The organism is Paracoccus sp. 22332, assembly GCF_052045125.1.
Classification (GTDB): domain Bacteria; phylum Pseudomonadota; class Alphaproteobacteria; order Rhodobacterales; family Rhodobacteraceae; genus Paracoccus; species Paracoccus haematequi_A.
Genome location: NZ_JBQEOI010000004.1, coordinates 126,634 through 139,743, shown reverse-complemented (window position 1 = coordinate 139,743; position 13,110 = coordinate 126,634). Strand labels below are relative to the sequence as shown.

The following is a 13,110-nucleotide window of genomic DNA, read 5'->3' as shown; positions in this document are numbered from 1 at the left end:
GGAAAACACATGAAGCATTTCGTATCCGGGCTGGCCATCGCCGCCGCGCTTGCCGCGCCCGCGCTTGCGCAGGAGGGCGAAACCAAGGTGATCGGCGTGTCGATCCCGGCGGCGACCCATGGCTGGGCGGGGGGCATGAACTATTTCGCCCAGGCCACCGTGGACCGGCTGGAGGAAACCTATCCGCAGCTTGATTTCGTGCTGGCGACCGCCTCCGACCCCGCCAAGCAGGTCAACGACATCGAGGACATGGTGGCGACCCGCAACATCGACGCGCTTGTGGTGCTGCCCTTCGAATCCGAGCCGCTGACCGGGCCGGTCCAGAACGTCAAGGCATCCGGCGCCTGGATCACCGTGGTCGACCGGGGTCTTGCGGTCGAGGGCATCGAGGATCTGTATGTCGCGGGCGACAATCCCGGCTTCGGCCGGGTGGCAGGCGAATACATGGCGACCGCGCTGCCCGAAGGCGGCAAGATCGTCGTGCTGCGCGGCATCCCGACCACCATCGACAACGAACGGGTCGAAGGTTTCCAGGCCGCCATCGAGGGCAAGAACATCGAAGTCCTGGGCATGGAGCATGGCGACTGGAACCGCGACAAGGCGTTCACCGTCATGCAGGACTTCCTGTCGAAATACCCGCAGATCGACGCGGTCTGGGCGTCCGACGACGACATGGCCGTGGGCGTGCTGGGCGCCATCGAGGCGGCGGGCCGGGACGACATCAAGTTCGTCCTGGGCGGCGCGGGCATGAAGGAAATGATCAAGCGCACCATGGACGGCGACGCGATGATCCCCGCCAACGTCACCTATCCCCCCGCGATGATCGCCACCGCCATCGAGATCACCGCCGTGGGCCTGGTCTCGCAGGCGCCGGTGTCGGGCGATTTCATCATCGGGTCGGTGCTGGTCACGCCCGAGAACGCCGAGACCTACTACTATCCCGACAGTCCGTTCTGACGGCTTCTAACGGCCCGGCGTCGCGGCCCTGTCACCGGGCCGCGACCGCAGCCTTTCGCCGTTCGGCCATCACCGCCTGGAAGTTCGACAGCAGGATGATCCCGCCGCCCAGGAACACCCACAGGTCGATGGCCTCGGCATAGAAGTAATATCCGACGACAGCGGCCATCGGCACGCGCAGGAAGTCGATGGGGATCAGGATCGAGGCGTCCAGCCGCCTCAGGGCCTGGGCCTGGCAGTAATGCGCCGCAAGCGCGCCGCCGCCCGCGACCACCATCCACGGAATGTCCGTGACGGCCACCGGCCGCCAGTCCGTCAGCGCGGCCAGCAGGCCCAGCGGCAACTGGATCAGGATCATCCAGACGACGATGGCGCCGGGCGAACAGTGCTGCGTCAGGCGCTTCACCAGGATCAGCGACAGCCCGTATCCGGCGGCGGCGATCAGAACCAGGGCGGCGGCGGGATCGACCATGCCGATGCCGGGCCGCACGATCACCATCACGCCGATGAATCCGCCCACCGTCGCCAGCAGGCGCGGGCCGGTCAGCCTTTCGCGCAGCAGCAGCCAGGCGAACAGCGTCACCCAGATCGGCATGGTGAATTCCAGCGCGAAGACCGAGGCCAGCGGCAGCAGCACCACGCCGATGGTCCAGAAATACTGCGCGGTGAAATGGATCACGTTGCGCGCCAGATGCAGACGCAGTTGCGCGGCGCGGCGCACCTCGGGGAACAACGACCGTCCCACGGCCAGGATCACGAACAGCCCGACAAGCGCGCGGAAGAACAGCACCTGCCGGATCGACAGCGTTTCCGCCATCTCTCGCGACCCCACCGACATGCCGATGAAGGCGGTCATCGACAGGGCCATCCAGATCAGCCCCTGGGCGAAGTCGGACCGCCTTGCGGGCGCTGTCGTGCTGTCGGCCATCTTTGCCCCCTTCGTCAAACCGCCGGACCATAGGCCGGATCGGGGGGCGGGGGAAAGGCCCTGAAAGACAAAAGGCCCGCCGATGGCGGGCCGGATCGTCAAGGGGGCGCCGGTCTTAGACGCGCGACATCGCGGCCATGGCGGCAGGGGTCGGCGTGATCCCCAGGCGGCGCAGGTCGGCCGTGGCGGGGGCGTGATGCGAATGCACCGCGGCCGAGGCGGAAATCGCGGCTTCCACCACCTCCAGGAACGCGCGAAGGCGGGTCATGGCGGTGCGAAGGGCGGTCATGGTCAGTCTCTCTTTCTGTCCTTGGTTGACGCCCTTTAGATGGGGTCTGTCCAGCCGCGCCGCAACGCGGCAAATGCGCAGATCCGCCATGCAGACCGCGCATGGGCATCACCCCATCCGGTATCCCGGCGTGGACTCCGACAGCGCCCGTTCCGCGTCGTCCATGCCCTCGGCGATGTCCTGGAAAAGCGGCGTCGACAGATAGCGTTCTCCGGTATCGGGCAGCATCGCCAGGATGACGGTGCCGGGTTCGGCCTTTTCGGCGATCCGCATGGCGACAGCAAAGGTCGATCCGCCCGACACGCCGGTCAGGATGCCTTCGCGCGCGGCCAGCCTGCGCGCCCAGTCCATCCCTTCCGCGCCCGGCACGGGGATCAGGTCGTCATAGCCGTTCCTGTCCAGGGCCTCTTGCAGAACCCAGGGGATGAAATCCGGGGTCCAGCCCTGGATCGGATGCGGCTCGAACGCCGGGTGGCTGGCGGCGGGGGCATGGTCGGCGCCGCGGTCCTGGGGCGTGCCGCTGCCGACAAGGGCGGCGTTGGCGGGTTCGGTCAGGATGATCTTCGTATCGGGGCGTTCGCGGCGCAACACGCGCGACAGGCCCGTGACGGTGCCCCCGGTGCCGTATCCGGTGACGACGAAATCCAGCCGCTGGCCTGCGAAATCGCCCAGGATTTCCTGCGCGGTGGTCGCCTCGTGAATGTCGGCATTGGCCGATGTCTCGAACTGGCGGGCCAGGAACCAGCCGTGTTTCTCGGCCAGTTCCACCGCCTTGTTGTACATGCCGGTGCCCTTCTGGGCCTTGGGCGTCAGCACCACCTTGGCGCCCAGCATCCGCATCAGGCGGCGGCGTTCGACCGAGAAGCTTTCGGCCATCGTCACCACCAGCGGATAGCCCTTTTGCGCGCAGACCATCGCCAGGCCGATGCCGGTATTGCCGCTGGTCGCCTCGACCACGGTCTGGCCCGGCTTCAGGGCGCCCGACCGCTCGGCGGCCTCGATGATGTTCAGGGCCAGCCGGTCCTTGACCGATGCGGCGGGATTGAAGAATTCCGCCTTGACATAGATCGTCACCCCGTCCGGCGCCAGATTGTTGACCCGGATCACCGGGGTGTCGCCCACCGTGTCCAGGATGCTGTCATACAGCCTGCCGCGCCCTTTGGTCGTCCTGATGGTTCCTGACATGCAAACACCCTCTGCAACGCTTCCATGAGCGACAATCATAGCACCCCCGTGCGCCCGGCGGCTACATCACCGCGCCGATCTGCCACGGCACGAATTCGTTGCGGCCATAGCCCAGGTCTTCGGATTTGGTCTTCCGCCCCGATGCGACGGCCAGGATCGCGTCGAAGATCTGGGCGCCCTTCTCCTCCAGCGTCACGCCGTCCACGATGTCGCCGCAGTTGATGTCCATGTCGCCCTCCATCCGCTGGAACAAGGGCGTGTTCGTCGCCAGCTTGATCGAGGGCACCGGCTTGCAGCCATAGGCCGATCCCCGCCCGGTGGTGAAGCACAGGACGTTCGCGCCCCCGGCGACCTGGCCCGTCGCCGCCACCGGGTCGTAGCCGGGCGTGTCCATATAGACGAAGCCCTTGCGGTCGATCCGTTCGGCATAGCGATAGACGCCGCGCAGGGTCGAGGTGCCGCCCTTGGCGACCGCGCCCAGCGACTTTTCCAGAATCGTGGTCAGCCCGCCCGCCTTGTTGCCGGGCGAGGGGTTGTTGTTCATCTCGCCGCCGTTGCGGGTGGTATAGTCGCGCCACCAGTCGATCAGATCGACGATCTGGCGGCCGATCTCGGGCGTTTCGGCCCGGCGGGTCAGCAGGTGTTCGGCGCCGAAGATCTCGGGCGTCTCGGACAGGATCGCGGTGCCGCCCTGGCGGACCAGCATGTCGGCGGCGACCCCCAGGGCGGGGTTGGCCGTCAACGACGAATACCCGTCCGAGCCGCCGCATTGCAGGGCAAGCGTCAGTTCCGACGCCGGGATCGGTTCGCGCCGCGCCCGCGCCGCCACCGGCAGCAGGTCGCGCAGCCGTTCGACGCCCGCCTCGATGGTCTTGCGGGTGCCGCCGGTGTCGTGGATGGTCAGCGACTGGAAATGATCGCCCTCGGCGATGCCATAGATGTCCTTCAGCCGGGCGATCTGGAACACCTCGCAGCCCAGCCCCACCAGCAGCACGGCGGCGAAATTCGGGTGGCTGGCATAGCCCCATTGCGTCCGCGCCAGCAGGTCGAAGCTTTCGCCCTTGCTGGCCATGCCGCAGCCCTGGCCGTGGGGCAGGGCGACGATGCCGTCGATGTCGGGGTAATCGTCCAGCAGCCCCGACCGCATCGCCTGGTCGGCGATGTAATCCACCACGGTGGCCGAACAGTTCACCGACGACAGGATGCCGATGTAATTGCGCGTCCCGGCGCGGCCGTCGGGGCGGCGGAAGCCCTGGAAATGGGCGGGGGTTTCGCCCTGGCGCAGGCCTTCGGGCGGGCGGGCCTCGGAGGCGAAGGCATAGTCGCGGGCGAAGTCGCCGCCCATGGTGACGTTCTGTTCGTGAACCCAGTCGCCCGGCGCGATGTCGGTGCTGGCGAAACCGATGATCTGGCCGAACTTGCGGATCGGCTGGCCGCTGGCGATGGCCCCCGCCGCGATCTTGTGGCCGCGCGGGATGCGGCGGCTGGCCCGGATGCCGCCTTCGACCGGCGCGCCCTGCGGCACCTCGGCGATCGCCACCACGATGTTGTCGGCGTCGTTCAGTCGCAGGATATGCGGCTTGTCCATGGATCCCCCCGGTCCGGTGCCTTCGATTAAGAACCGCGGGCCGGAAAGGTCAACCGCGGATCAGCCCTGCGGCGTCATCGCCTTTCGCTGCCGGTTGCGTTCAAGGCCCAGGCGGCGTTCCCGCCAGATGATCATGATGCCCGCCAGGATCACCAGGGCCGCGCCGGTCAGCACGACCGGGGTCGGCGCCTCGGCGAAGACATACCAGCCGATCGCGATCGCCAGCAGCATCGAGACATATTCGAACGGCGCCACCAGCGAGGCATCGGCGAAGCGATAGGCCGAGGTCAGCAGGATCTGCGCCACGCCCCCCAGGATGCCGCTGCCCACCAGCAGCGCCGCCGTGGTGGCGTCGGGCATCACCCAGCCGAAGGGCAGCGTCGCCAGACCCAGCAGGGTCGAGGTGACGGAAAACCAGAACACGATGGCCGAGGTGCGTTCGTCCTGGACCAGCTTGCGGATGAACAGTTGCGCCAGGGCCGCCGTGACCGCCCCGCCGAAGGCCACCACCGCCCCCAGCGTCCGATAGGGATCATCGCCGCCCGTCTGGAACTGCGGGGACAGCACGATCACCACGCCGGTCAGGCCCATGCCGACCATGGACAGGCGGAACAGGCGCACGTCCTCGCCCAGGAACATCGCCGCGAAGATCACCACCAGCAGCGGCGAGGCATAGCCGATGGCCGTCACCTCGGGGAAGGGCAGCAGCGCCAGCGCCCAGAAGTTCAGCGCCATGGCTGCGGTGCCGATGATGCCGCGATAGAAATGGCCGATGGGCCGCACGGTGCGCAGGCCGACCGACAATTCCCCGCGCATCGCCAGCCATCCCAGGATGACCGGAATCGCGAACAGCGACCGGAAGAAGACCTGCTGGCCGGGCGGGACGGCGGCTGTCTCGGACGTGGCCTTGACCAGGGCGGCCATGACCGTGAACACCGCCACGCTGGCGCATTTCAGCAGGATCCCCTGCATCGGGTTCTGGTGGGGCATGGCAGGACCGTCGGTGTCGGACATGCCATGGTTAGGGCGCGGGGCGGCGGCCCACAAGGGCCGTCTTGCAGAATGTGCAGAAATCCGAACCCGTCAGCGCAGATTGAAGAATTCCTGGTGGAACCGCCCGGCGGGCAGGCCGTGGCGGCGCAGATCCTCGCGCAGCGCCCGGCCGAAACCGGCGGGTCCGCAGAACCAGATGCTGGCATCGCGCCAGCCGGGCGCCATGGCCCGCAGCCGTTCCCCCGTCAGCAGCCCGTCGCGGGCATCGACCAGGACATGCAGCCGCACGCCCGCCGCCTGCGCGTCGGCGGCCAGGCGGGCAATCGCCTCGTCCTCGTGATCCGTGGTGCTGTGGATCAGGTCGATATCCTGCGGGGACGGGTGCGCGGCCAGGTGCTTCATCCGGGCGATGAAGGGCGTGATGCCGATGCCGCCGCCGATCCAGATCTGGCGCGGGCGGCCGTCGTCGAAGGTGAAGCAGCCATACGGCCCCTCGACCTGCACCGCCTGGCCGAGGCGCAGCGTGTCGCGCAGCCGGCGCGTCCAGTCGCCCAGTTCCTTGGCGATGACCATGATCCGGGGCTGGCGGGCATCCCAGGCCGAGGCGATCGTATAGGGATGCGCGCCCTCGGCCCGGTCCGAGGTGACGAAGGCGAACTGCCCCGCCTTGTGGCCGGGCCAGCCTTGCGGCAGGTCGATCTCTGCTTCCATCACATGCAGGGCCGGGTGGTATTCCAGCCGGGCGATGCGGCCCCGGACCCTGCGCCCCGCGCCGATGCGGCGCAGCAGCGCCACAAGCGCGGCAAAGGCGCCGGCGGCCATCATCGCCGCCATCGCGGCGCCCAGAAGCGTCGGCCAGGACGGGAATTTCAGCAGGACGACGGCGTGAAAGATCAGCGCCAGATAGGCCAGCGCAATCAGGCGGTGGGTCTTCTGGAACAGGCGATAGGGGATGCGCCGGATCAGCGCCACGGCGATCAGCAGCACGGCGGCGTAGAAGGCCCATTCGCCCACCTGCTCGGCTGTGCCGCGCAGCGATCCCAGCCATTGCTGGACCGCACTGCCGCCGGGCCCGCGCTGCGGGCGCCTGCCCGGTTCCAGCAAGCCCAGGCTGACCGCCCAGCCGGGCGCTTGCGTCCAGGCCCAGTGCAGCACGGCCAGCACCAGCCCGCCGATGCCGAACCACTTGTGCAGGCGATACATCTTGTCCAGACCCCCCATCCAGCCCTCGGGCCAGCGGGGACGCAGCGCCAGGATCATCGCCATGCTCATGCAGGTCATGGCCAGGATGCCGGTCAGCTGGACGGCCGGGGCGCGCAGGGCGATGAAGGTTTCCGGGGGCCAGGCGGGCGTATCCGCCGCAAGCCACAGGACGCCCATCACCGCAAGCGCAGCCCAGAACGAGACCATGATGCGTCGCATGGCGAGCTCCGTCATATGTTCGACGGCACGCTAGTCCCGCACAGGCGGCCCGAGAAGTGTGTTCTGCGCGGATCCGGGTTGCAGCGGCCGGGGTGTGTCAGGATGCCGCGGCGATGTCGGACGCGGGCCAGGCGGCGCATCGCCCCAGGGTTCCCGCGCCGCCGCCGGTCAATCCGCCGCTGCCATGGCCCGCGCCTGCACGTCGCTGAAATGCCGCCGCAGCCGGTCCAGCCCCGCCGCGTCCCAGCCGGGCGGCTGCGTCACCGCCATCCAGGGGGCGATATGATCCTCGTAGGCGTAGAGATGCCCGTGGCCCATCGGCACATGCAGCGACACCGCCATGTCGAAGGCCAGTTGCAGGAAGCTGACGATCGGATACCACCGCAATTCGGGCGACACGTCGGGACCGCGCGGCGGGCTCATCCAGGCGGGCGGGCGCCAGGCCGATCCGGTGTCGAAGAACACGATGGGATCGCTGGCATATTGCAGATAGACGATGCGGACGCCCCCCCAGACATCCTGCACGGACAGGCCCTGCCGACCGTTCGTGAAGCGCACCGTCTGGCCCCGGTCCAGGCGCGGCAGCCAGGCGGGCGAGGCCGGGTCGCGTTCCTGCGTCAGGGTCTGCCACAGCGGGCTGACAAAGGGCGGACCCACCCACAGAGCGCCCGCGAAGGGCTGGTCGATCATCTCGGACAGGCGCAGCGACTGCTGCGAACTATAGGCCCCCAGGCTGAGACCGTACAGATACAGGTCGGGGCGGTCGGTTTCGGGCAGGGTCAGCCAGTGGCGATAGACGGCGCTGAACAGGGCGCGCCCGGCCTCGGCCGAATATTCGGGTTCGACCAGCAGCGAGATCCAGCTTTGCAGATAGGAATACTGGATCGCCACCGTCGCCACGTCGCCGCGATGCAGGTATTCCAGCGTCAGCATCGCCGCCGGGTCCAGCCAGCCGGTGCCGGTGGGCATCGCGACCACCAGGATCGACCGGCCGAAGCCGCCGATGCGGTCCAGTTCGGCCACCGCCAGGGCGGCGCGATCCTCGGCCGTGTCGGCGGCGTTCAGGCCGACATAGGCGCGCAGGGGCTGCATCGTCGCGCCACCCGTGACGGCGGCGATCTGGTCGGGCGTGGGGGCCGAGGCGATGTAATTGCGCCCCTCGCGGCCCAGATCCTCCCAGGCGACCAGGGATGCGGGGCTGCCGGTGCGCAGCGGATCGGCGGGCGGCTGGATGTCGGGCGGGATCACTGCGTCAAGCGCGCGGGCCGAATTGTCGGCGGTGCGGATGAAGCCGCTGAACAGCACGCCGTTGGCCAGCGACCACAGCAACACGCCGCCGATGATCAGGCCCAGCAGATGCGCGGCGCGGCGCGGCACCACCTGCGCGATCCGCGCGATCAGGCGGCTGACGAACAGCGCCGCCAGCTTGCCCAGCGTCAGCAGGACGGTCGCCACCGCCAAGGCCATGGCGCCGATCATCAGGGGCAGTTCGGGCGGCGCCAGCGGCATTCCCATCGGCGCGCGGATGGAATTCTGCCAATCCGTCGCCCGCCACAGAAACCACCCTACGATCAGCGCGGCGATAAGTGCCGATGCCCCCAGCAGGCGGCGCCCCGTCCGCCCCCCTATCAGCGGCAGATCCAGCGTGACCCAGATCCACCGCAGCAGCACCGCCACGCCGTAACCGGCGGCAAAGCAGACCCCGGCAAGCGCGCCCTGCACGCCTTCGCCGCGCGGGATCAGGCTGGGGGTCAGCGACGCGGCCATGAACAGCGCGCCCAGCACCAGGCCCACGCCCGAGATCCTGCCCGCGACAAAGCGGACAAGGGCCAGGGGATCGGCGGACGCGGCGGTGCGGTTCTGCATGACGCGATCAGGTCCGATCCCGCGCCGCGCGTCAACCGGGAAAGACTGCCCGGCGCGATCCGGGCAACGACGCCTACAGCCCTGCCGCGATCTCGGCCTGCGCCTGGGCCAGCAGCGACCGGACATGCGGCGCGAAGCTGCGCCAGACATCCATGCGGAAATCCGCCGGGCCGTCGCGCCACAGGATCACGGTGGCGCTGTCGAAGACCGTGCGCGCCGCGCTGCCCACCGCCATCGCCGCGAGATTGCGCGGGCAGCAGGCGGCCAGCAGGTCCAGGACCGCCGGGCCCGACAGGCGCAGGGTGATTTCCCGGTCGCTGATGTCCACCAGGCTGTGCGGCGCGTCGGCATAGACGGCGCGGGCGGCGTCCGCCAGCGGCGCGCCTTCGGGCGCGGCGATCAGCCATTCGTCGGGTCCAAGGCACAGCGCCTGAATGTCCCCGGCCTGCGCCCGCTGGCCCACGCGGGCGGGCAGGCCCAGGCCAAGCGCCCGGCCCACGGCGTCCCGATGCGCGGGCTTGACGCGCAGCGACAGGCGCAGGGCGGGGGCCGCGTCCTCGATGCGGATGGCGGCTGCGGCAAAATCGTGTTTCTGACTGGTCATCATCGCTTCCTCAGGCCTTCAGCCGCTCGTTCTGCGGATCATAGAACACGGTCGAGGTGATCTTCGCCTTGCGCACGCCGTCGGGCATGGGGATGAAGACCGTCTCGCCCATCCTGTTGAAACCGCCCTCGATCACCGCCATGGCGATGGGGTGCCCCATCGTCGATTGATAGGAGGACGTGACGTGCCCGACCATCTTCATCGGCTTCGGCTGGTTCGGATCCAGCACGATCTGCGCGCCTTCCTGCAACAGGCTGCCATCCTCGGTCAGCAGACCGACAAGCTGCTTGCGGCCCTTGGCAACGATGTCGGGGCGCGACAGCGACCGCTTGCCCACGAAGTCCTTCTTGGCCTTGCCGATGGCCCAGTCCAACCCCGCATCGCCGGGCGTCACCGTGCCGTCGGTGTCCTGGCCGACGATGATATAGCCCTTCTCGGCCCGCAGCACGTGCATGGTTTCCGTGCCATAGGGGCAGATGTCATAGGGCTTGCCGGCCTCGATCAGCGCGGTCCACAGGGTCAGGCCATGGCGGGCGGGGACGTTGACTTCAAAGCCCACCTCGCCGGTGAAGGACAGGCGGAACAGGCGCGCGGGCAGTCCCGCCACGGTGCATTCGGCGCAGGACATGTGCGGGAAGTCGTCCCAGTCCACCCCTTCCACCAGCGGCTTCAGCATCGCCATCGCGTTCGGCCCGTTCAGCGCGACCGTTGCCCACTGCTCGGTGGTCGAGGTCAGCCACACGTCAAGCTCGGGCCATTCGGTCTGGAGGTAATCCTCCATCATCGTCAGCACGCGCGCGGCGCCGCCGGTGGTGGTGGTGACGTGGAACAGGTCGGGCGACAGCCGCCCGATCACGCCATCGTCGCGGATGAAGCCGTCCTCGCCCAGCAGCAGACCGTAACGGCAGCGGCCCGGTTGCAGCTTGGTCCAGGGGTTGGTGTACATGCGGTTCATGAATTCCACCGCATCCGGCCCGGCGACCTCGATCTTGCCCAAGGTGGACGCATCGAAGATCCCCAGCGAGGCCCGCGTGGCCTTGCATTCGCGCAGCACGGCGGCGTGCATGTCTTCCCCGGCCTTCGGGAAATACCAGGCGCGGCGCCATTGGGCGACGGGTTCGAAGACCGCGCCGTTCGCCTCGGCCCAGGGGTCGATGGGCGTCTTGCGGGTCAGCTGGAAGGTGTCGCCGCGCAGGTATCCGCAGAAGGCGCCGAAGCTGGTCGGCGTATAGGGCGGGCGGAAGGTGGTCAGGCCCACCTGCGGCGGCGCCTTGCCAAGCGCGTCGGCGGCGATCATCAGCCCGTTGATGTTCGACATCTTGCCCTGGTCGGTCGCCATGCCGTTGGTGGTGTAGCGCTTCACATGCTCGATCGACCGCATCCCCTCGCGCACGGCCAGACGGATGTCCTTGGCGGTCACGTCGTTCTGGAAGTCGATGAAGGCGCGCGCCTTGCCCGCATTGCCGTCGGTCGGCAGTTCGGTATGGCTGACCCCGCTGCCGGGACGGTCGTTCGTGACGGTGAAGCTGGCCTGATGCCCCGCACGGCCCAGCCCTTCAAGCGCCCGCAGGCCCGCCGCCGCGCCATCGACCAGCACGTCGGCGTAACCCCACAGGCCCCGGCCCGCGCCCGCGATCTCGCAGTCTTCGGTCTTGCGGTCGGGCAGGAAGGTCTGACCGTCCCAAGCCAGCGTCCCCTTGGTATGAGAGAACAGGTGCAGCGAGGGCGTCCATCCGCCCGACATCAGCAGGCAGTCGCAGGCGATGTCGCGGCCCGTGCCGACATGGGTGCCGCGCACCGGGGCGACACGGACGGATTTCACCCGCAACCGGCCCCTAGTAGTGGTGACGGTGTGGCTGGGCAGAACCTCGATCCCGCGTTTGCGGGCCGCGTCCAGCAGGTCCGCGCGCGGGGACTCGCGCGTGTCGATGATCGCCGCGACCCGCGCGCCGCTGTCGGCCAGGTCGAAGGCTGCGTAATAGGCGCTGTCATGGCTGGTCAGGACCGCCGGGGTATCGCCGACGCGTACACCGTATTTGTGCAGGAAGGTCTGCGCCGCCCCCGCCAGCATCACGCCGGGCCGGTCGTTGCCGTCGAAGACCAGCGGCTTTTCCAGCGCGCCCTGGGCCAGAACCACCTGGCCCGCGCGCACCCGCCACATGCGTTCGCGGGGCGCGCCCTTGGGCGGGGTGTCCAGGTGATCGGTCAGCCGCTGGCACAGGCCCACCATGTTCTGGTGATAGTATCCGATGGCCGTGGTCCGGGTCATCAGCCGCACGCCCGCCGCGCGCAGGCGGCCCAGTTGCGCGTCCACCCAGTCCCAGGCGGGCTTGCCGTCGATCAGCACGGCGGGATCGGACAGCAGCGATCCGCCCATTTCCGCATTCTCATCGACCAGCGTCACATCCGCGCCCGACTGCGCCGCTGCCAGGGCCGCCGCGATTCCCGCAGGCCCCGCACCGACGATCAGCACGTCCGTATGCAGATAGCGGCTGGCATAGCGGTCGGGATCGGGTTCGGTCGGGGATTTGCCCAGGCCCGCAGCGCCGCGGATCACGGGTTCATAGATCTTGTCCCAGAAGGACTTCGGCCACATGAAGGTCTTGTAGTAGAATCCGGCCGAGAACAGCATATAGGCCCGGTCGTTGATCGCCCCCACGTCGAAGGACAGCGACGGCCACTTGTTCTGGCTTTCCGTGACCAGCCCGGCGCGCAATTCCTGGACGGTCGCCCGCGTGTTCGGCTCGAACCGGCCCGCCCCGCGCGAGGTGCCGATCAGGGCGTTCGGTTCCTCGGAACCGGCCGAGACCGCGCCGCGCGGACGGTGATACTTGAAGGACCGGCCCATCAGATGCACGCCGTTGGCCAGCAGGGCGGACGCCACGGTGTCGCCGCGCAGCCCCTGATAGGTCTTGCCGTCGAAGGTGAAGGACACGGGCGCGGAATGATCGACGCGACCCTTGCCCTGTAAGCGATAGCGGCTCATTCTGCGGCCTCGTTGGTCAGGGGACGACGGGCCTCGCCCGCCTTGTAGGTGGTCAGGAAGCGGTCGCTGACCGTATCGCGGATGGCGTTGAAGAACCGCCCGCAGCCGATATGGCGCCAGCGTTCGTAATGCGGGCCGCGCGCATTGGTGCGGATGAACAGGAAGTCGCGCCATTCCTCGTCCGAGAGGGCTGACGGGTCGGCGGGGCGGGCGATATGCGCCTCGCCCGCATAGGTGAATTCCAGTTCGGGCAGGCTGTCTTCGCAATAAGGGCAGTGGATCAGCAGCATGG

Annotated in this window: 11 protein-coding genes; 1 reads left to right on the top strand and 10 read right to left on the bottom strand. The window is 68.6% G+C overall.

Annotated elements, in window-relative coordinates; genetic code table 11:
• The first annotated feature begins 9 nt into the window (after positions 1 to 9).
• Positions 10 to 957, top strand: a complete 948-nt coding sequence (locus tag ACTJI6_RS06450) for an ABC transporter substrate-binding protein (RefSeq protein ID WP_440798883.1) — start codon at positions 10 to 12, stop codon at positions 955 to 957.
• Positions 958 to 988: 31 nt separating this feature from the next.
• On the opposite strand, the gene ACTJI6_RS06445 is transcribed toward ACTJI6_RS06450, so the two are convergent.
• From ACTJI6_RS06445 to ACTJI6_RS06400, 10 genes are all read right to left on the bottom strand, one after another.
• Positions 989 to 1,885 carry a DMT family transporter gene (locus ACTJI6_RS06445; protein WP_440798881.1) on the bottom strand — a complete coding sequence of 299 codons (897 nt, stop codon included), beginning with the start codon at positions 1,883 to 1,885 and terminating at the stop codon, positions 989 to 991.
• A 115-nt stretch (positions 1,886 to 2,000) separates the two neighbouring features.
• Positions 2,001 to 2,174, bottom strand: coding sequence for a hypothetical protein (locus tag ACTJI6_RS06440; RefSeq protein ID WP_440798879.1), 174 nt, complete (start codon positions 2,172 to 2,174; stop codon positions 2,001 to 2,003).
• 108 nt (positions 2,175 to 2,282) lie between these two features.
• Positions 2,283 to 3,359: a PLP-dependent cysteine synthase family protein gene (locus ACTJI6_RS06435; protein ID WP_440798877.1), complete on the bottom strand. Its 1,077-nt coding sequence runs from the start codon at positions 3,357 to 3,359 to the stop codon at positions 2,283 to 2,285.
• 61 nt (positions 3,360 to 3,420) lie between these two features.
• On the bottom strand, positions 3,421 to 4,947 hold the full coding sequence (locus tag ACTJI6_RS06430; RefSeq protein WP_440798875.1) for a UxaA family hydrolase: 1,527 nt from the start codon (positions 4,945 to 4,947) through the stop codon (positions 3,421 to 3,423).
• Positions 4,948 to 5,007: 60 nt separating this feature from the next.
• Entirely contained in the window at positions 5,008 to 5,937 is a 930-nt protein-coding gene (locus tag ACTJI6_RS06425) for a DMT family transporter (protein ID WP_440798873.1), read from the bottom strand.
• Between the two features lie 93 nt (positions 5,938 to 6,030).
• Entirely contained in the window at positions 6,031 to 7,362 is a 1,332-nt protein-coding gene (locus ACTJI6_RS06420) for a ferredoxin reductase family protein (protein ID WP_440798871.1), read from the bottom strand.
• A gap of 168 nt (positions 7,363 to 7,530) precedes the next feature.
• Positions 7,531 to 9,228: an alpha/beta hydrolase gene (locus ACTJI6_RS06415; protein WP_440798869.1), complete on the bottom strand. Its 1,698-nt coding sequence runs from the start codon at positions 9,226 to 9,228 to the stop codon at positions 7,531 to 7,533.
• A gap of 73 nt (positions 9,229 to 9,301) precedes the next feature.
• Positions 9,302 to 9,832 (bottom strand): sarcosine oxidase subunit gamma, encoded by a 531-nt coding sequence (locus tag ACTJI6_RS06410; RefSeq protein WP_440798867.1) that lies wholly within the window; start codon positions 9,830 to 9,832, stop codon positions 9,302 to 9,304.
• A gap of 10 nt (positions 9,833 to 9,842) precedes the next feature.
• Entirely contained in the window at positions 9,843 to 12,818 is a 2,976-nt protein-coding gene (locus tag ACTJI6_RS06405; RefSeq protein WP_440798865.1) for a sarcosine oxidase subunit alpha, read from the bottom strand.
• Positions 12,815 to 13,108 (bottom strand): sarcosine oxidase subunit delta, encoded by a 294-nt coding sequence (locus ACTJI6_RS06400; protein ID WP_440798863.1) that lies wholly within the window; start codon positions 13,106 to 13,108, stop codon positions 12,815 to 12,817. The genes ACTJI6_RS06405 and ACTJI6_RS06400 overlap by 4 nt, the downstream gene beginning before the upstream one ends.
• Positions 13,109 to 13,110 lie beyond the last annotated feature (2 nt).

Bases quoted from the DNA above. Each gene is read 5' to 3' on its own strand.
- ACTJI6_RS06440 (WP_440798879.1), bottom strand. From the start codon at position 2,174: ATGACCGCCCTTCGCACCGCCATGACCCGCCTTCGCGCGTTCCTGGAG.
- ACTJI6_RS06425 (WP_440798873.1), bottom strand. From the start codon at position 5,937: ATGCCCCACCAGAACCCGATGCAGGGGATCCTGCTGAAATGCGCCAGC.
- ACTJI6_RS06445 (WP_440798881.1), bottom strand. From the start codon at position 1,885: ATGGCCGACAGCACGACAGCGCCCGCAAGGCGGTCCGACTTCGCCCAG.
- ACTJI6_RS06430 (WP_440798875.1), bottom strand. From the start codon at position 4,947: ATGGACAAGCCGCATATCCTGCGACTGAACGACGCCGACAACATCGTG.
- ACTJI6_RS06450 (WP_440798883.1), top strand. From the start codon at position 10: ATGAAGCATTTCGTATCCGGGCTGGCCATCGCCGCCGCGCTTGCCGCG.
- ACTJI6_RS06405 (WP_440798865.1), bottom strand. From the start codon at position 12,818: ATGAGCCGCTATCGCTTACAGGGCAAGGGTCGCGTCGATCATTCCGCG.
- ACTJI6_RS06435 (WP_440798877.1), bottom strand. From the start codon at position 3,359: ATGTCAGGAACCATCAGGACGACCAAAGGGCGCGGCAGGCTGTATGAC.
- ACTJI6_RS06415 (WP_440798869.1), bottom strand. From the start codon at position 9,228: ATGCAGAACCGCACCGCCGCGTCCGCCGATCCCCTGGCCCTTGTCCGC.
- ACTJI6_RS06410 (WP_440798867.1), bottom strand. From the start codon at position 9,832: ATGACCAGTCAGAAACACGATTTTGCCGCAGCCGCCATCCGCATCGAG.
- ACTJI6_RS06400 (WP_440798863.1), bottom strand. From the start codon at position 13,108: ATGCTGCTGATCCACTGCCCTTATTGCGAAGACAGCCTGCCCGAACTG.
- ACTJI6_RS06420 (WP_440798871.1), bottom strand. From the start codon at position 7,362: ATGCGACGCATCATGGTCTCGTTCTGGGCTGCGCTTGCGGTGATGGGC.